Origin of the sequence: Blastococcus aurantiacus (assembly GCF_900102425.1) — a bacterium.
Lineage (GTDB): Bacteria > Actinomycetota > Actinomycetes > Mycobacteriales > Geodermatophilaceae > Blastococcus > Blastococcus aurantiacus.
In genome coordinates this window covers 136,519-153,489 of record NZ_FNBT01000006.1, presented here as the reverse complement: position 1 = coordinate 153,489, position 16,971 = coordinate 136,519, and the positions used below count along the sequence as shown (strand labels likewise).

At 73.8% G+C, this 16,971-nt stretch carries 22 protein-coding genes; 10 read left to right on the top strand and 12 right to left on the bottom strand.

The features are described from left to right. From BLS70_RS13780 to BLS70_RS13760, 5 genes are all read right to left on the bottom strand, one after another. The gene (locus BLS70_RS13780; RefSeq protein WP_091768932.1) at positions 1–669 is read right to left on the bottom strand and encodes an acVLRF1 family peptidyl-tRNA hydrolase; all 669 of its coding nucleotides are present in this window, start codon (positions 667–669) and stop codon (positions 1–3) included. Then, positions 666–1,928 (bottom strand): alpha/beta fold hydrolase, encoded by a 1,263-nt coding sequence (locus BLS70_RS13775; RefSeq protein WP_091768928.1) that lies wholly within the window; start codon positions 1,926–1,928, stop codon positions 666–668. The genes BLS70_RS13780 and BLS70_RS13775 overlap by 4 nt, the downstream gene beginning before the upstream one ends. Positions 1,929–1,942: 14 nt before the next feature. Then, entirely contained in the window at positions 1,943–3,157 is a 1,215-nt protein-coding gene (locus BLS70_RS13770) for an MFS transporter (RefSeq protein ID WP_091768925.1), read from the bottom strand. A gap of 180 nt (positions 3,158–3,337) precedes the next feature. Continuing rightward, positions 3,338–3,844, bottom strand: a complete 507-nt coding sequence (locus BLS70_RS13765) for an SRPBCC family protein (protein WP_091768922.1) — start codon at positions 3,842–3,844, stop codon at positions 3,338–3,340. After that, positions 3,841–4,170: an ArsR/SmtB family transcription factor gene (locus BLS70_RS13760; RefSeq protein ID WP_091768919.1), complete on the bottom strand. Its 330-nt coding sequence runs from the start codon at positions 4,168–4,170 to the stop codon at positions 3,841–3,843. Before BLS70_RS13760 ends, BLS70_RS13765 begins: the two co-directional genes overlap by 4 nt. A gap of 73 nt (positions 4,171–4,243) precedes the next feature. On the opposite strand from BLS70_RS13760, the gene BLS70_RS20820 reads away from it, so the two are divergent. Together BLS70_RS20820 and BLS70_RS13750 are read left to right on the top strand one after the other, a co-directional pair. Further along, positions 4,244–4,420, top strand: a complete 177-nt coding sequence (locus BLS70_RS20820; RefSeq protein ID WP_176946413.1) for a hypothetical protein — start codon at positions 4,244–4,246, stop codon at positions 4,418–4,420. A 78-nt stretch (positions 4,421–4,498) separates the two neighbouring features. Then, the gene (locus BLS70_RS13750; RefSeq protein ID WP_091768913.1) at positions 4,499–4,741 is read left to right on the top strand and encodes an acyl carrier protein; all 243 of its coding nucleotides are present in this window, start codon (positions 4,499–4,501) and stop codon (positions 4,739–4,741) included. A gap of 47 nt (positions 4,742–4,788) precedes the next feature. On the opposite strand, the gene BLS70_RS13745 is transcribed toward BLS70_RS13750, so the two are convergent. Then, positions 4,789–5,349 (bottom strand): TetR/AcrR family transcriptional regulator, encoded by a 561-nt coding sequence (locus BLS70_RS13745; RefSeq protein ID WP_176946412.1) that lies wholly within the window; start codon positions 5,347–5,349, stop codon positions 4,789–4,791. A gap of 56 nt (positions 5,350–5,405) precedes the next feature. Between BLS70_RS13745 and BLS70_RS13740 the strand changes: the two genes are divergently transcribed. Further along, complete coding sequence (locus tag BLS70_RS13740; RefSeq protein WP_091768906.1) at positions 5,406–6,383, top strand: DUF2867 domain-containing protein; 978 nt, start codon at positions 5,406–5,408, stop codon at positions 6,381–6,383. 35 nt (positions 6,384–6,418) lie between these two features. Continuing rightward, positions 6,419–7,381, top strand: a complete 963-nt coding sequence (locus tag BLS70_RS13735; protein WP_091768903.1) for an NAD(P)H-dependent flavin oxidoreductase — start codon at positions 6,419–6,421, stop codon at positions 7,379–7,381. A gap of 80 nt (positions 7,382–7,461) precedes the next feature. Here BLS70_RS13735 and BLS70_RS13730 read toward each other — a convergent pair whose 3' ends face one another. From BLS70_RS13730 to BLS70_RS13720, 3 genes are all read right to left on the bottom strand, one after another. Next, a complete protein-coding gene (locus BLS70_RS13730; protein ID WP_091768900.1) occupies positions 7,462–8,154 on the bottom strand; it encodes a DsbA family oxidoreductase in 693 nt (230 codons plus the stop codon). A 277-nt stretch (positions 8,155–8,431) separates the two neighbouring features. Continuing rightward, positions 8,432–8,809: an FKBP-type peptidyl-prolyl cis-trans isomerase gene (locus tag BLS70_RS13725; RefSeq protein WP_091768897.1), complete on the bottom strand. Its 378-nt coding sequence runs from the start codon at positions 8,807–8,809 to the stop codon at positions 8,432–8,434. Positions 8,810–8,886: 77 nt separating this feature from the next. Next, complete coding sequence (locus BLS70_RS13720; RefSeq protein ID WP_255362482.1) at positions 8,887–9,282, bottom strand: VOC family protein; 396 nt, start codon at positions 9,280–9,282, stop codon at positions 8,887–8,889. Positions 9,283–9,437: 155 nt separating this feature from the next. On the opposite strand from BLS70_RS13720, the gene BLS70_RS13715 reads away from it, so the two are divergent. The 5 genes from BLS70_RS13715 (at position 9,438) to BLS70_RS13695 (ending at position 12,952) form a co-directional block, all read left to right on the top strand. Then, a complete protein-coding gene (locus BLS70_RS13715) occupies positions 9,438–9,827 on the top strand; it encodes a VOC family protein (RefSeq protein WP_091768891.1) in 390 nt (129 codons plus the stop codon). Between the two features lie 98 nt (positions 9,828–9,925). Further along, positions 9,926–10,387, top strand: a complete 462-nt coding sequence (locus BLS70_RS13710) for an SRPBCC domain-containing protein (protein ID WP_091768888.1) — start codon at positions 9,926–9,928, stop codon at positions 10,385–10,387. A gap of 5 nt (positions 10,388–10,392) precedes the next feature. Beyond that, positions 10,393–10,752, top strand: a complete 360-nt coding sequence (locus tag BLS70_RS13705) for an ArsR/SmtB family transcription factor (RefSeq protein ID WP_218122417.1) — start codon at positions 10,393–10,395, stop codon at positions 10,750–10,752. A 14-nt stretch (positions 10,753–10,766) separates the two neighbouring features. Next, on the top strand, positions 10,767–11,210 hold the full coding sequence (locus tag BLS70_RS13700; protein ID WP_091768885.1) for an SRPBCC family protein: 444 nt from the start codon (positions 10,767–10,769) through the stop codon (positions 11,208–11,210). Positions 11,211–11,236: 26 nt separating this feature from the next. After that, positions 11,237–12,952, top strand: coding sequence for a glycoside hydrolase family 13 protein (locus BLS70_RS13695; RefSeq protein WP_091768882.1), 1,716 nt, complete (start codon positions 11,237–11,239; stop codon positions 12,950–12,952). On the opposite strand, the gene BLS70_RS13690 is transcribed toward BLS70_RS13695, so the two are convergent. From BLS70_RS13690 to BLS70_RS13680, 3 genes are read right to left on the bottom strand one after another with little or no spacing between them, the layout of a single operon-like run. Beyond that, complete coding sequence (locus tag BLS70_RS13690; protein ID WP_218122416.1) at positions 12,838–14,130, bottom strand: glycosyltransferase family 4 protein; 1,293 nt, start codon at positions 14,128–14,130, stop codon at positions 12,838–12,840. The genes BLS70_RS13695 and BLS70_RS13690 overlap by 115 nt on opposite strands. Further along, entirely contained in the window at positions 14,127–14,921 is a 795-nt protein-coding gene (locus BLS70_RS13685) for a lysophospholipid acyltransferase family protein (RefSeq protein WP_143030416.1), read from the bottom strand. Before BLS70_RS13685 ends, BLS70_RS13690 begins: the two co-directional genes overlap by 4 nt. Before the next feature lie 50 nt (positions 14,922–14,971). Beyond that, on the bottom strand, positions 14,972–15,727 hold the full coding sequence (locus BLS70_RS13680) for a GNAT family N-acetyltransferase (RefSeq protein ID WP_091768875.1): 756 nt from the start codon (positions 15,725–15,727) through the stop codon (positions 14,972–14,974). A gap of 205 nt (positions 15,728–15,932) precedes the next feature. Between BLS70_RS13680 and BLS70_RS13675 the strand changes: the two genes are divergently transcribed. Further along, positions 15,933–16,943: a DNA polymerase III subunit beta family protein gene (locus BLS70_RS13675; protein WP_218122415.1), complete on the top strand. Its 1,011-nt coding sequence runs from the start codon at positions 15,933–15,935 to the stop codon at positions 16,941–16,943. Positions 16,944–16,971 lie beyond the last annotated feature (28 nt).

The following is a 16,971-nucleotide window of genomic DNA, read 5'->3' as shown; positions in this document are numbered from 1 at the left end:
TCAGGAGCGGTCGGCCGGCTCCACGATCGTCACCTCGACGGCACGCAGCTGCGCCGGCGTCTCCAGGAGCACCGCCTTGGTGGGCTCACCGACGTCCAGGTGCGGCTCCCGGCGCAGCGCGGCCAGCCCGGCCAGCCGCCGGTCGGCCAGCACCTCGTCGACCAGCCCCCGGTCCCCACCGGTGAACAGCGCGACGACATCGGCGAGATGCGGGAGCAGCACGCGGGCCGCGGTGTCCGCGGCCGAGCCGACGACGGCGTCGGTCTGGTGGCCGCGACGGCGGGCGAACCGCTGCTGCGACCACCCGCCGGCCGCCGTCCGCCCCTGCACCTGGCGCGCGTCGACCTTGGACACCACCAGCCGCTCCCCGGCGAAGACGCCGACCGCCCATCGGCCGCGTCGGACGAGCAGGACCGCCGCCGTCCGGTCGGCACGGGCGGCCGCGGTGAATCCTGCGAGCACGGGCTGCTCCGGCGTCCAGCCGAACGGAGCGCGCAGCACGACCGTCGTCGTGTCCGCGCAGGTGAGCCGGACCGTGCCGTCGTCGTCCGTGCGGACGTCGGTGAAGGGGCCGTGCCGCTCCGCGACGCCGTCGAGCCACCTGCCCAGCCGCTCGGGCGCGACGCCCAGCCGCCGCCCGCCCCCAGGAGCCGGCCGGGGCCGGGTCATCGGTACCGGAGGCCGAGCAGCCGGTCGAGCACGTCCCCGGTGCGCAGGCCGTCGTGCTCGAACTCGTTGGTCACCCAGGTGCGCACGTTGCCGACGGCCGCGGCGGTCTCCAGCGACAGGTCCGTGTCGACGTACATGTCGTCGAAGTACACCGCCGCGTCGACCGGCACCTCGTTGGCCGCCAGCCGCGCCGGGTCGTACAGCTCCGGCAGGTTCTCCCGGGCTGCGAGCGCGTGCGCGGCCGGGGCGAAGGGCCGCAGCGGGGCGATCTCGTCGAACATCCACGGGTAGGTCATCTCGCCGGTGAACGGCAGCGGACGGACGTCTCCGTCGAACTCCGGGCCGCGCTCCGCCTCGGCCGCCCACGCCGTCGCGCCGGGGCCGGAGGCGTAGATGCTCTCGTGCAGAGCCGCGTAGAGGGGGTTGTCCCAGAACGAGGTCCGGTGGGCGACCTGGTCGAGGAACGTGTCCGACAGGCCGCTCGTGGCGCCGTCGTCGAGGGCCTCCTCGAGCAGCCAGTGCAGCTCCTCGGCCCCGGCCTGGCTGCCCAGGACCTGCCCGACGGTCTGCAGGCGGCGCACCGACAGCACGTCGCCGTCCGGGAGAGGCACGGGTGCGGCCGCGAGCCGGTCGGCGACCGCGCCGCTGCGCGCCACGTCGCCGGGGTAGCGCTCGTAGAAGCGCCGGACCTTGGCGGCCACGCGGGGGTAGGTGCGCCGGTAGAGCTCCCGCGCGTCGGGGTGCAGGGCGGGCAGCCCGCCGGTGATGAGGCAGCGCTCCAGCCCGTGCGGTGCCCGGGACAGGTAGGTCAGCGTGAGGAAGCCGCCGTAGCTCTGCCCCAGCGTCGTCCAGCGCCGTCCGCCGTAGAGGGTGGCGCGGACGTGCTCGGCGTCGGCCACGATCGAGTCGGCGCGGAAGGCGAGCAGGTGGTCGGCCGCGGCCCGGGCGTCGGGAAAGCGCTGCACGACGGCCCCGGTGACGCGGGAGCTGCGGCCGGTGCCGCGCTGGTCGAGGAGCACCACGCGGTAGTCCTGCAGCGCACGGGCGATCCAGCCACCCCGGGTCGGCCGGGGCGACTTGCCACCGGGGCCGCCCTGGAGGAACAGCAGCAGCGGCAGGTCGCGGTCCCTCTTCCCGGGGTGCACCAGCTCGCGGACGAACACCTCGATGCCGGCACCCTCGCCCGCGCTCCAGTGCAGCGGGACGGTCACCGTCCGGTCGTGGACGAGCGCCCCGGGGATCTCGTACCGCTCGTCCACCCGGTGTCCTCCGGTCAGCGCGCGAGCGCCGGGGCGGAGGCGTGCTCGGCGGGCACGTGCAGCGCCCGCTGCGTCAGCGCGACGACGCCCGCGGCGATCGCGGCGGCCACGGTGGCGACCGACAGGGCAGCGTTGGCCCCGGAGATGTCGACGACCTTGCCCGAGACGGACGCGCCGACGGCGACGCCGAGGGCCAGCGCCGTCCCGATCCAGGTGAACGCCTCGGTGACGGCGGCCCGCGGCACGAGCTGCTCGGCGAGGGTGAAGGCGCTGATCAGGACCGGCGACACGGCGATGCCGGCGAGCACCACGAAGGGCACCATCAGCCAGACGTCCCGGACGAGCATCAGCGGGGCGCTGAGCACGGTCAGCAGCACCAGCACGCCGGCCAGCCGGTGGCGCAGGGGCAACCGCCAGTGGACGGCTCCCCACCCCATGCCGCTGATCATCGAACCGACCGCGAGCCCCGCGATGAGGACGCCGGTCATCGGCTTCTGTCCCAGCTCGTCGGCGAACGCGACCAGGCAGATCTGCAGGGTGCCGAGGACGGTGCCCACGCCGGCGGCCACGACGAACAGGACCTTGAGCCCGTCACACCGCATGGCCGAGGTGAGGACGCGGTGCTCGTGCGCGGTGGGCACCGGCTCGGTGCGGCGCTGCGCGGCGAACAGCAGGCTGCCCACCGTGGCGAGGACGAAGGCGGTGACCAGGCCGGCCGTCGCGTGCCCGGTGGTCGACAGGATCGTGACGAGCACCGGCCCGAGCACGAAGACCATCTCGTCGACGACGGACTCCATGGCCATCGCGGTGGGCAGCCGGTGGCTGCCGCGCAGCAGATGGGTCCATCGCACGCGGATCATCGAGGAGACCGGCGGCAGGCAGGCCCCGGCCAGCCCCGCGGTGACGAAGACGACGAGGAGCGGCCAGTCCTGGCGGACGGCGACCAGGAACGTGCTGCCCGAGGCGACGAAGACCGCCAGCACCGGCAGCAGTACCCGGCGCTGCCCGTGCGCGTCGGACAGCCGGCCGACGAAGGGGCCGGCCACCGCCGTCGTCACGGCCCCCACCGCGGCCACGGCGCCACCCAGGCCGTAGGAGCCCGTCTCGGCCGCTACGAGGAGGACGCATCCCAGACCGACCATGGAGAGCGGCAGCCGGCCGATGAAGGCGGCCAGCACCATGGGCAGGGCGTGCGGCGTGCGCAGGACCTGCAGGTAGGGATTCGCCACGTGGGGAAGAGCCTCCGTCGAACGGGTTGCGGCTCTCCAACGCTAACCGACCCGGGGCGCGGACACCGGTCGAGCCGGCCCGCGAGGCGGAGGCCGATCCAACCGCCGACGCCGTTGTCGGCGGCCGGATCCCGGGCACGCTATCGCGCCCCCTCCGGGGGGATCCGGGGGCCGCCCGGCTCAGTCGCGGCCGTACGCGGGCCCGACCTGGGCGAGGAAGGCCTCCCATTCCCCCGGGACGGGTGTGCCGGCCACCTCCGCGCCGAACTTCTCGAGGTACCAGTGCCAGCCCATGGCGAAGTCGGTGACGTCGGCCTCGGCGCCGAACACCTGCACGAACCGCAGCACGGTGCGGTCGCCCTCGGTCGTGAGGTCGAGGTCGACCCGCCAGGCGTCGGTGTCCTCCTGCACCCACTCGACGACCAGCCGTCGCGGCGGGTCGCACGCCACGATGCGCATCGGCTCGCCCGTCGGCTGCTCCTCGTGCGTCATGGTGAAGGTGCCGGTGCCGCCCACGGCGCGCTCCCCGTCGTAGGTGCCGATCCAGCGGGCCATGCGGTCGGGCTCGGTGAGCGCCGCCCAGACGTCGTCCACCGGGTCGGGCCACGAGCGGCGGAACTCCAGCCGCTGCCGCCCGTCGTCCAGCCGTGTGACGATGCCTCGCCGCGTCTCCAGGTCCTCGCTCATGCGGGTTCTCCGTTCCTCCGCGCCCGCCGACCGCGGGCGATCTCGGTGTCCAGCGCGTCCAGCCGGGAGGCCCACAGGTCGCGATAGGGCTCCAGCCAGTCGTCGAGCTCGCGCAGCGGCGTGGGGTCGAGCGCGTAGAGGCGCCGCTTCCCCTCGGCGCGCACGGTGACCAGGCCTGCCTCCCGCAGCACCCGGAGGTGCCGGCTGATCGCGGGCCGGCTCACGGGGAAGCGGTCGGCCAGCTCGCCGGCGGGCACCTCCCCCTGCGCCAGCAGCCCCACCAGTTCCCGGCGGACCGGGTCGGCGAGAGCTGCGAGCGCGTCCACGGGATATGCGTAACACATCGGTTACGCGAGGACCAGCGGTTCCCGCACCGCCCGTCGGGGCATGCGGGTGCGCATGACCGTCACCGATCCCGACACCCCCGACCCGCTCAACGACCCCCGCACCCTGCAGGCCGATCCGGGAGCCATGGGCCAGGGTGAGGACCTCGCCTCCACCGCCGACGACCCCGTCACCTCCGGCGAGGACGAGCTGTCCGCTGCCGACGACGACACCGGCTACACCGTCCCGTAGTGACCCGCGCGGAGATGTGACGGATCGGTCCCGCACGGGTATCCCGCGGGCCCACCGTCGATCCCCCGAGGAGGACCCATGGCCACCGGAGAGACCGGCTTCGAGGACGTCTTCTACGACCTCGTCTCCGTCCAGTACCACTCGCTCAAGGCCGGGCACGACTACGGCCAGTACGTCCGGGACGCCGAGAACGCCGGCCTGGACGACGTCGCCAGCTTCTTCCGCGAGGTGATGGAGCAGGACTCCGCGCGGGCGAAGCGCTGCCACGAGTTCCTGGGGCGCCTGCAGGGCACGGACCAGGGCGGCCCCGCCACCCAGTAGGGCGGGCGCTCCACGCACGCCCGGGCTGCCGGGCGGATGTGCGCGGCTCAGCTGATGAGCAGACGCATCACGGAGTCGACGAACGATGCGGTCCGCTCCCGCGGGGGGAGCGCCCCAGGGGCGCTCCGCATCATCGTCGACCAGCCGAGGTACGAGGTGTAGGCCAAAACCGCACGATGCCCGGCCTCCTCCGCGTCGATGCCCGCGGCCACCAACTGGTCGGCGACGTAGTCGATGCGGCGGCGCGTCACCCTGCCGAGCACGTCCTGCACCGCCGGATGACCGACGTCGGCCGCCAGTCCGACGCTGTGGTCGGACGCATCCGCATGGGTCAGGAAGATCGCGGTGAGCAGCTCCCGCAGGCGGGCGGCCCCGTCGGCCAGGGGCCCGAGCATGGCGATGACCGCGTCGGTCTCCTGGTTCTCCCACCGCTCGAGGGCCGCCTCGATGAGGTCCTCGCGGTCGCGGAAGTGCCAGTAGAAGCTGCCCTTCGTGGTGCCGAGCGACCTCGCCAGCGGCTCGATGGCCAGGCCGGCCACGCCACGCTCCCCCATGACGTCCAGCGCTGCGCGCACCCAGACGTCCCGGTCCAGCCGTTCCCGCACCACCTTCCGTACGGTACCGTACGGACGGGCCATACGGTCCCGTATGGAAGGTGGTTCCCGTGCAGGTCCACAACGTCCACGAACGCTTCGTCCCGGCATCGCCGCACGCCGTAGGCGCTCTCCTCGACACCCTCGGTGGCGTCGACGACGCCGTCTGGCCGCGCGGCCTCTGGTGGCCGATGGAACTCGACCGCCCGCTGGGCGAGGGCGCCGTCGGCGGGCACAGCGACATCCGCTACGACGTCCAGACGTACGAGCCCGGTCGCCGCGTCGTCTTCCGGTTCGACCCCGCCTGCGGCCTCGAGGGCACCCACACCTTCGACGTGCAGCCCCGGCGCGGTGGCGTGCTGCTGCGCCACGACCTGACCGCCCGTGCACTCGGCGCCACCCGCCTGCTGTGGCCCCTGGTGATCCGCTCCATCCACGACGCCGTCGTCGAGGACGCCTTCGACCGCGTGCACGAGCGGTTCGAGCCCGGCCGGCAGCGCACACCCTGGTCGCCCTACGTCCGTCTGCTCCGCCGGATGGCCGGGCTGAACCGCCGGGCCGGCCGCGTCCAGGCCGCGGCACCGCCCACCGACGGCCTGCTCGCCGGGGCCGTACCGGACGTCGCCGACTCGTTCACCGTCGCGCTGCCCCCTGGCGCGTCCACCGACATCGACGTCTGGCGACGGCTCCTCTTCGGCTCCCCACCGGTGATCGTCCGACGACTGCTGCGACTGCGCGACCTCCTCGTGCGCCCGCTGGGCCTGCGCGGAGCCTGGGGGGCCGAGACGCTCGAGGGTTTCCCGGTGCTGGGCCGTCGTGAGCACGAGGTGCTCATGGGTCTGGACGACCGGCACCTGGACTTCCGCGTCAGCCTGCGTCTGCTGCAGTCCGGCGGTGCGGCGGAGTCCCTCCAGCTCACGACGACGGTGACCTTCCACGGCGCTCCCGGACGGCTCTACTTCGCACTCGTCCGCCCCTTCCACCGCCGGATCGTCCCGGCGATGCTGCGGTCCGCCGTCACGAGGAGGCCTGCACCCCAGCAGGCCTGACACCGCCGGCTCGCTCGCGAGGGCACGATGGGTCCGTGATCCGCACGCCGCTGACCCGCTGGTTCGACCTCACGACACCGGTCATCGGCGCACCGATGGCCGGGGTCTCGGGCGGCGAGCTGGCCGCGGCCGTCTCGCGGGCCGGCGGGCTGGGGATGATCGGCGTGAGCGGGCGCCACAGCGCCGACTTCGTGACGTCGGAGAGTGCGATCCCAGCCGAGGCCGAGCTGCCGTTCGGCGTCGGGCTGATGATCTGGACGCTGGCCGACCGGCCGGACTTGTTCGAGGCGACGGTCGCCGCGAAGCCGAGCCTGGTGTCGATGTCCTTCGGCGACCCGGAGCCCTACGTCGGCCCGCTGCACGATGCGGGGATCGCGGTCGTGGCGCAGGTGAACACCGTCGCCGACGCGCACCGGGCGCTCGAGGCGGGTGTCGACGTCCTGGTCGCCCAGGGCACCGAGGCCGGTGGGCACACCGGTCAGCGGGCGCTGCTGCCGCTCCTGCAGGAGGTCCTGACCCTCACCGACCGGCCTGTCGTCGCCGGCGGGGGGATTGCCACGGGCGGCGCCATGGCCGGGATGCTCGTCGCAGGAGCGGCCGGCGTCTGGATCGGCACGGCGCTGCTGTCGTGCACCGAGGGGCTCAACGGCGCTGCGGCCCGGCAGCGGATTCGGGAGACAAGCGGGGACGAGACGGTGCTGACCCGGGCCTTCGACGTGGCGGAGGGCATCCCGTGGCCCGAGCGGTGGCCCGGCCGTGCGCTGGTCAACGACTTCTCGCAGGCGTGGCACGGGCGGGAGGACGAGTTGGTGGACGACGACGCCGCGCGCCGGCTCGTGGTGGAGGGGCGGCGCACCGGGGACCCGGCGCACGCCCCGCTCTACGCCGGCGAGGCGGTGGGGTTGGTGACGGCGGAGCGCTCGGCGACCGACGTCGTCCGCGAGCTCACCGCCGACGCCGAGAAGGCCCTCCGCGCGGCGACCCGCTTGATGGGCTGACGTTCGCCGCTCACGCATGTGCACATTCCGTCGTCCCGGGCGGGCCCCGGCGACGGAATGTGCACGAAACGCACACCTCGCTAGACGGCGCAGGTGTCGTCGGTGCAGCCGTCGGCGGCCGGAACCGTGATGAGCGGGTTCGCGTCCGCCCACGCGCGCTCGAGGATCTGCAGCAGCTGCTCGGCGGGCTGAGCACCGGCGGCGCCGTACTTCCGGTCGACGACGAAGAAGGGGACGCCCCGCGCACCGAGCTCGATCGCCGTCGCGCTGTCCTCGCTGACCGCCCCGCGGAAGCGTCGGTCGGTCAGGGCCTCGCGAACCTCGGCCTCGTCCAGGCCCACCTCGACGGCGAGCGGCACGAGCGACTCGACGTCGAAGACCGAGCGCTGCTCCTCGAAGTAGGCGTGCAGCAGGCGCTCCTTGAGCTCGTTGCGCTTGCCGTGCTCGGCGGCCAGGTGCAGCAGCTCGTGGGCCAGGAGGGTGTTGCCGCTGACGCCGTCGGCCAGGTGGTATTCCAGCCCCTCGGCGGCCGCCGTCTCCTCGAGCCCGCGCATGTTCTCGCGCATCTGCTCGACCGGGACGCCGTACTTGGCGGCCAGCGCCGGCAGCGTCGGGTGCGTCTCGCCCTCGGGGACAGTGGGGTCGAGCTGGAAGGAACGCCAGACGACCTCGACCTGGTCGCGGTGAGGGAACCGCTCCAGAGCGGTCTCCAGCCGGCGCTTGCCGACGTAGCACCACGGACAGACGACGTCGGACCAGACCTCTACGCGCATGCCCGTCGCAACTTCGACGAACTTGCGAGCATTCCGGGGGCCCTTCCTCGCCGTTCGTGCACGAACCGTCGTCCCGGGCGCCCGCGGACGACGGTTCGTGCACATATCGCACTCGGCGCGTACCCGGACAGGGCAAGAGGCGGTGGCGACGCGTGGTCGCGGCCCGGGCTGCGCTCGACGGCGTCCAGGCCGGCGCGTGGGAGGTGCTGGTCGCCGACTGGAGCTACCGCCTGACACCCGAGCGGCGGGGGGACGACGCAGGTCCCCCCGCCTCGGCTCAGCGGACGCCCACCAGGTCGACGACGAAGACCAGCGTCGCGCCGGGCTTGATGACGCCGCCGGCACCGCGCTCGCCGTAGGCCTTGTGCGGCGGAATGGTCAGCCGGCGCCGTCCGCCGACCTTCATGCCGGTCATGCCCTCGTCCCAGCCCTGGATGACCATGCCGACGCCGAGGCGGAACTCCAGCGGGTCGCCGCGGTCCCAGGAGGCGTCGAACTGCTCGCCGCCGTCGTGGGTGACACCGACGTAGTGGGCGCTGATCAGGTCGCCGGCCTTGGCCTCCGGACCGTCGCCGACGACGAGGTCCTCGATCACCAGGTCGTCGGGGGCGGGTCCGGTCGGCGGCTCGACGTCCGGTCGCTGCAGCTCGGCCACGGTGCTCCCTCCTGCGCCGAGGCTCTCCCGGCGCCGCGACCCATCCAATCAGCGCGCGGAGCAGGTCGCCCGGGCGGTCACTGCACCGCAGACGGGTCCATCCACATGGTCTCCCAGACGTGCCCGTCCGGGTCGGTGAAGCTGGTGCCGTACATGAAGCCGTGATCCTGGGCCGGCTGCCACGGCTTGCCGCCGGAGGCCAGGGCGCGGGCGAGCATGTCGTCGGCCTCGTCGCGCGAATCGACGGACACGGCGTTGATCACCGTCGTCGCCTGGGCCGGGTCGCCCACGGCACCGCCGGGCACGAAGTCGGCGAAGCGGTCGCGGGTCAGGAGCATCGCGACGATCTGCTCGCTGATGACGACCGACGCCGTCCGCTCGTCGCTGAACTGCTCGTCGAAGCCGAACCCGAGGCCGCCGTAGAAGGCCTTGGCCCGGGCCAGGTCGGCGACGGGGAGGTTGATGAAGATCATGCGCACGGGAGGTCTCCTCGGTCTGCGGCCGGTTCGGCCGGCTGGGTGGCGCGTCGTCGCGCGCCGTCAGCAGTACGACGGGCAGCCGCCCCGGTTCTCATCGGAGGGCGTCGCGCAGGCTGCCGGATGTCGGTCCCCGTCGCTACGGTCCGGCCATGATCGACCACCTGGGACTGCAGTGCGCCGACGCCGCGGCGGCGGCGGCTTTCTACGAGCGGGTCTTCGCGCCGTGCGGCGTCCGCGAGATGATGCGGTACGACACCCCGCACGGTCCGGTGATCGGCCTGGCGGGGCCGGCCGGTCAGCCGCAGCTGTGGACCTCGCCGCTCGAGGGACCGGGCAGCCGCCCGGTGCACCTGGCGCTGGCGGCGCCGTCCCGCGACGCCGTCGACGCCGTGTTCGCCGCGGCGCGGGAGGCGGGCGCGGAGATCCTGCACGAGCCCCGCGTGTGGCCGGAGTACCACCCCGGCTACTACGGCGTCTTCTTCCGCGACCTCGACGGCAACAACGTCGAGGCCGTGCACCACGGCTTCCCGCAGGGCTGATCCCGCCCTTCGCCACTTCGCGCAACTGATGGTTGCGCTGATGGGTGAGCCGGTCTACCGTCACCTGCAACCAAACGTTGCAGAAGGGTGGCAGGGACATGGAACATGGAACGATCGAGCGCGAGCTCCACATCGACGCCTCACCGGAGATGGTCTTCGACGTGGTGAGCAACCCCGAGCACGTGCGCGAGTGGTGGCCCGACGAGGCGGAGTACCCGGTCGTGCCCGGTGGCGCCGGGCGGATCTGCTTCGGCGACCCGGTGGACGGCGGCACCTGGGTGCAGTTCACCGTGGTCGACGCCGTCCCCCACCGGCTCTTCTCCTTCCGCTGGACGCACGCCGAGGGTGAGGTCGCCGCTCCCGACAACTCGATGCTCGTCGTCTTCGAGCTCGAGCCGGCCGGGAGCGGGACGCGGCTGCGGATGACCGAGAGCGGCTTCCGGGAGCGCGGCTGGGACGAGGCCAAGGCCGCCGCCGAGCACGCCGACCACGTCACCGGGTGGGACCACTACCTGCCCCGGCTCACCGCGTACGCCGCCCGCCTCGGGGCGAGCGCCTGACCGCGATGGTGGACGACGACCTCTGGTCGGCGATCGGCGACCCGACCCGTCGGCGGATGCTCGACCTGCTGCTGAGCGAGGGCGGCGGAACGGCGACCAGCCTGAGCGAGCACCTTCCCGTGACGCGCCAGGCAGTGGCCAAGCACCTCGTCGTCCTCGACCGGGTCGGGCTCGTGCATGCCACCGCCATCGGCCGGGAGAAGCAGTTCCGCGTCGATCCCGAGCAGCTCGAGCGGGCGGTCGCCCAGCTCGCCGACGTCGGCGCGGCCTGGGACGCCCGCCTGCACCGCATCAAGCGCATCGCCGAGACGATCCAGCGCCGCGCGGACGAGAACGGACAGCAATCCACGGAGAAGAAGCAGTAGAGGGGACCACGGAGATGGCAGACATCCTCCACCGCGTCGGCGTCGAGCACTCGTCGCCGCAGCGGGTGTACGACGCGCTCACCACGCTGGACGGACTGTCCGGCTGGTGGGCCGAGAAGACCACCGGGGACACCGATCCCGGCGGCGTCATCGAGTTCCGGTTCGGGCCCGGCGGGATCGACATGGAGGTCGTCGAGCTCGATCCGGGCCGGCTGGTCCGCTGGGAGGTCGTCGGCGGGCCCGAGGAGTGGATCGGCACCGAGGTCCGCTTCGACGTCCGCCAGGACGGCGACTGGACCATCGTGCTGTTCCGGCACGAGGGCTGGCGCGAGCCGGTCGAGTTCATGTCCCACTGCAGCACCAAGTGGGCCACGTACCTGGTCAGCCTCAAGCAGCTGCTGGAGACGGGGACGGGCGCGCCGGACCCGCGCGATGTGCTGATCAGCGACTGGCACTGACCCCCGGGACGTGCTGGGCTGGGCGGGTGACCGTCCCGCCTCAGCACAGCGGGGAGGCCTGGTGGACGCGAGCGGTCGTCTACCAGGTCTACCCGCGCTCGTTCATGGACTCGAACGGCGACGGGATCGGTGATCTCGGCGGCATCCTGCAGCGCCTGGACCATCTGGCCGACCTCGGCGTCGACGTCCTCTGGCTCTCGCCGGTCTACCCGTCGCCGCAGGCCGACAACGGCTACGACATCAGCGACTACCAGGACATCGACCCGCTCTTCGGCTCCCTGGCCCAGCTCGACGAGCTGATCGCGGCGCTGCACGCGCGCGGGATGAAGCTGCTGATGGACCTGGTCGTCAACCACACCAGCGACGCGCATCCCTGGTTCGTGGAGTCCCGCTCGTCGAAGGACTCCCCCAAGCGCGACTGGTACTGGTGGCGGCCGCCGCGGCCCGGCATGGCGGCGGGCGATCCGGGCGCGGAGCCGACGAACTGGCAGTCGTTCTTCTCCGGGCCCGTCTGGCAGCTCGACGAGGCCAGCGGCGAGTACTACCTGCACCTGTTCGACCGCCGGCAGCCCGACCTGAACTGGGAGAACCCGCAGGTCAGGCACGCGGTGTACGAGATGATGCGGTGGTGGCTCGACCGCGGGGTCGACGGGTTCCGCATGGACGTCATCAACATGATCAGCAAGGACGTCGCCCCGGACGGCTCGCTGCGCGACGGCCCGCCGCTGCCCGGTTCGTCGCTGGGCAGCGGCTTCGGATCGTTCCTGTGCGGGCCGCGGATCCACGAGTTCCTGCAGGAGATGCACCGCGAGGTGTTCGCCGGACGGAACGGAGCGTTCCTCACCGTCGGCGAGATGCCCGGCGTGACCGTGGAGCAGGCGCGGCTGTTCACCGATCCGGCCCGGGCCGAGGTGGACATGGTGTTCCAGTTCGAGCACGTGGGCCTGGACCACGGGACGTCGAAGTGGGACGTCCACCCGCTGCGGATGCGCGACCTGAAAGCCTCCTTCGGCCGCTGGCAGGCGGGGCTGGCCGACGTGGGGTGGAACTCGCTCTACTGGGACAACCACGACCAGCCGCGGGCGGTCTCCCGCTTCGGGGACGACTCCCCGGAGTTCCGGCGTGACTCGGCGACCTGCCTGGCCACCCTGCTGCACCTGCACCGCGGGACGCCGTACGTCTACCAGGGCCAGGAGCTCGGGATGGCGAACTACCCGTTCCGCTCGCTGGAGGAGTTCGCCGACGTCGAATCGCTCAACCACTCCGTGCAGGCCGTGTCCGCCGGCGCCCACGCGGACGAGGTGCTGGCCGCGCTCCGGACGATGAGCCGGGACAACGCGCGCACGCCGGTCCAGTGGGACGCCTCTCCGCACGCCGGCTTCACCACCGGCACGCCGTGGCTGGCCGTCAACCCCGACCACGTGGAGTGGAACGCCGACGCCCAGCGCACCGACCCGTCGTCGGTGCTCGCGCACTACCGGCGGCTGCACGCGCTGCGGCACGAGCTCCCCGTCGTGGCGATGGGCGACTTCGGCATGCTGCTGGCCGAGCACGAGCACGTGTACGCGTTCACCCGCTCGCTGGACGGCGTCACGCTTCTCGTCGTCTGCAACCTCTCCCGCACGCCCTACGGGCTGGCGACACTGCTGCCCGAGGCCATCGGCGCGGACCTGGTGCTCGGCAATCTGCCCGACGCCGGCGACGAGCTGCGCCCCTGGGAGGCCCGCGTGCTGCGGCTCTGAGCAGCGCACCACGACGCGCTCATCGACGAGTCCGGCTCCGGTGCACCCGGGAGGACCGCGCGGTAGTGCTCGATGAGCTCGTCGCCCATCCGCGCCCACGTGCGGTGCGCCACCGAGGTCCGCGCGCGGTCCGCTGCGGCGGTCAGGGACGGCCGGTCGTCCCGCAGCCCGGCGACCATGGCGGCGAGGACCGCCGGATCGTCCCCGGCCCACAGCCACCCGTTCTCCCCGTGCCGCACGAGGTCCAGCGGTCCCCCGGACGCCGCGACGACGACCGGCACCCCGGCGGCCAGGGCCTCCTGGACGGCCTGGCCGAAGGTCTCGTCGGCGCCCGGGTGCACGAACAGGTCGAAGGAGGCGACGATGCGGCCCAGCTCCGCGCCGGTGCGCTGCCCGAGGAACACCGACTCCGGCATCGCGCGGGCCAGCTGCGCGGCCCGCGGCCCGTCGCCGACCACGACCAGCCGCACGCCGGGCAGCCGCGCGACGGCAGCCAGCAGGTGCAGCCGCTTCTCCACCGCGAGCCGGGCGACCACCCCGACGACGAGCTCCCCGCCCGGCGCCCACTCCCGGCGCAGGTCCTCGTCGCGCCGTCCCGGGGTGAACTGGGTGAGGTCCACGCCGCGGGCCCACAGCGCCACGGGCCCGATGCCGTGCCGCCGCAGCATTGCGGCACTCACCGTTGACGGCGCGAGCGTGAGGTCCGCCGCTCCGTGCACCGAGCGGAGCACCCGCCAGGCGGTGGCGGGACCCCCGGGAACCCGGTAGAGCCGCGCGAAGGCAGCCAGATCGGTCTGGAAGACCGCGACCGAGGGAATGCTCAGCTCCCGCGCGGCGCGCCCGGCTGCCGCACCGAGCACCGCCGGAGAGGCGAGGTGCACCACGTCGGGCGCCAGGCGGGCGAGCACGGAGGCCATCTCCGTCCCCGGCCTGGCCAGTGCCAGCCTGCGGTACCGCGGCAACCGCATGGACGGGACGGTCACCACCTCCACCTGGGCGCCGCAGCGGGACTGGTAGGACTCGCCGCTCGGCGCCACCACGACCGCCTGGTGGCCACGCACCGCGAGATGGTCCACGGCGCGGAGCACCGAGTTGACGACCCCGTTGACCGCCGGGCTGAAGGTCTCCGCCACCACGGCGACCTTCAGCCCCGCGACCATCGCCCCGCGGTCGGTCACCGGGTCACCAGGTCCGCGCGCTCGGCCGGCCGGGGCGCGACCGGACGGTGCGCCGTCCCGGGGCGCGCCTGCACGCCCACCGCCGTGGCGACCGCGTACTCGGCGAGGGCGGCCAGGCTGCGCCGGTCCCCGCCCGGGTGCAGCGGAGCGAGCTGGTGCAGCTCGAGCACCAGCTCCCGGGTCCCGACGACGCGCCGGAGGCTGCGGCCCAGCGAGTCGCCGCCCAGGTAGCCGGCGGCGGCGGTGGGCCCCTCGGGCGTCCGGTAGCGCAGGGCGACCGGGCAGACCGGGGCGCCGGCGTCGATCGCGGCCTGGAACATCGCCGGGCGGAAGCGGCGCAGGGCCGTTCCGCAGCTCGTCGTCCCCTCGGGGTGCACCAGCACGGGGATGCCGCTGCGGAGCAGGTCGGCGACCTGGGCCACCGTGCCCGGCAGCCGGCGCAGGCTGCCGCGGTCGAGGAACACCGCCTCCGACCGCCGGGCCGCCCCGCCGATCACGGGCCAGGTGCCCACCTCCGCCTTCGCGACCGGACGCAGGGCCGGGAAGACCGCCATCAGCGCCACGTCGTCGAGCCAGGAGACGTGGTTGGCCACGACCAGCGGCGCCGGCCCCTCGCCCGCCGCCCGCCACGGCACCGACGGCGGCAGCACCCTCACCTGGACACCCAGCGCGGCCAGCGCTCGGGCGGCGGCGTCGGGGGAACCTGCGGCGGCACCGGTCAGCGCCGTCGCCAGCCCGGTCCACCGCCGCGCGCGGGCTGCCCGCCCGGCCTGCTGAGGCGGCGCGTCCACGCACCCGGAGGTGCAGTCCGACGTGGGGAACCAGGCGTGCACCGGGGCGTTCACGACTGTGCCGCCAGGCGGCGCAGCAGCCGCGGGGCGACGTCGGCCATCCGTAGCAGCACGTAGAGGTCCGCGGTGCCGAAGTCCGCATCGAGCGCCGGCGGGCCGCACACGTGCGCCCCGATGCGGAGGTAGGCACGCAGCAGTGGGGGCATCTCGAGCCGGGCGGGGCGCGCCGGCGTCGCCGTGTCGAAGGGCACGTGCGGCACCACCCGCAGCGCCTCGGGCACGAGGTGGCGTTCGCGGACCTCGTCCCAGACGCCCGCCGCGGTCGCGCCGCCGTCGGCCAGGGGGATGGAGGCGCAGCCCCCCAGGTAGCGGTAGCCGCCTCCCAGCACGTAACGGGTCACGCCCGCCCACAACAGCGAGACGACGGCGCCGGTGCGGTGGTCGGGGTGCACGCAGCTGCGGCCGGCCTCCACGAGGTCGGGCCGCAGTGCGGCATGCGCGGACAGGTCGAACTCGCCGTCGGAGTAGCCGCGCCCCAGACCTGCGGCGCGTTCCGGCGGGAGCAGGCGGTAGGTGCCGACGACGGCCCCGGTGGTGTCGTCGTGGACGAGCACGTGGTCGCAGTGCTCGTCCCACTCGTCGGCATCCAGCCCGGCGGCGGCGCGCGGGTCCAGCAGCCGGGCGCCGCACTCCCGGACGAAGACGTCGTAGCGCAGCCGCTGCGCGGCCTCGACCTCGGCGCCGGTGGTGGCGAGGGCGGTGCGGTAGCGGGGGAGGAGCGGGGAGAGTGACAGGGCAGTGGTCACGACGACACCTCGCGTGCCGGAGGGCCCTGGACGGGCCCGGACATGCGGCAGGGTGGGGAACCCAGGTGTCCGGGCGGTGCACGGCCGCGGACGACGACACGTCGGTTCGGCGGTGGGCCGGAGGATTCACCCCTCACGCCCCGGGTTCCTCACCCGTTCGTGGACCCTTGACCCTCGACCCGGTCGAGGCCCGACGGTGACGGACGTGGAGGAACGCATGCGGGGGATCGGCCGGCTGGCCCGGGAGTCGGGCCTGACGGTGAGCGCGCTGCGGTTCTACGACGGCGCGGGCGTGCTGGTGCCCGCGCACGTGGACCCGCACAGCTCCTACCGCTGGTACAGCGACGACCAGGTGCTCGTCGCCCGGCTCGTGGCCCGGCTGCGGAGGGTGGGCATGCCCCTCGCCGACATCCGCCGGGTGATCGAGCACCGGGACGACCCGGCCGTCGTCGACGCGGTCCTCGAGGCGCACCTCAGGCGCCTGGAGGACGGCCTGGCAGACGCCCGCCGTGAGCTCCTCCACGCCCGATCCCTACTGGCCCAGGAGAGCGCCATGACCGTCGTCCGCACCACGTCCACCGCCCTGATCGACGGCCTGCGCGCCGTGCGCTCCGCCGTCGGCACTGATCCGGAACTGCCCATGCTCTCCGGTGTGCTGCTGGACGCCGGCGAGGACGGCGTCCGCGTCGTGGCCAGCGACCGCTACCGGCTGGCGGTGCGCACGCTGACCGCCGAACTGGACGGCCCGGCGGTGAGCGCGATCCTCCCGGTCGCGCTCGTCGACGACCTGCTCGCGCTGACCGCGTCCGGCCCGGCCACCGTGCGCGTGGAGGGTCCGGATCTCACTGTCGAGGCCGGCGGCCGAGTGCTGGGCGGGCGGCGGGTGGACGCCGACTTTCCCGACTACCGGCCGCTCGTGCGCGAGAGCGGCAGCCACCAGGTGGACGTCGACGTCGCCCGGTTCCGCCAGGAGCTGGACGCCGCGCCCACGCGCACGGTGCCCACCGGACCGGACGGCGCCGAGGAGACCGCCACCGTGCTCACCCTGGGCGACGTCGAGCTGGGCGTGAACCGGGAGTTCCTGCTGCAGGCCCTGGACGCCGAGGGCGCCGGGCAGCTGGTCCTCGACCTCGACGGCCCGCTCGCCCCGCTGGCGCTGCGCGACCCTGCCCGCCCCGGCGACGTCACCCTGCTGATGCCCATCCGCCTGACCTGAGCGACGTTTTGTGCACGAACCGTCGTCC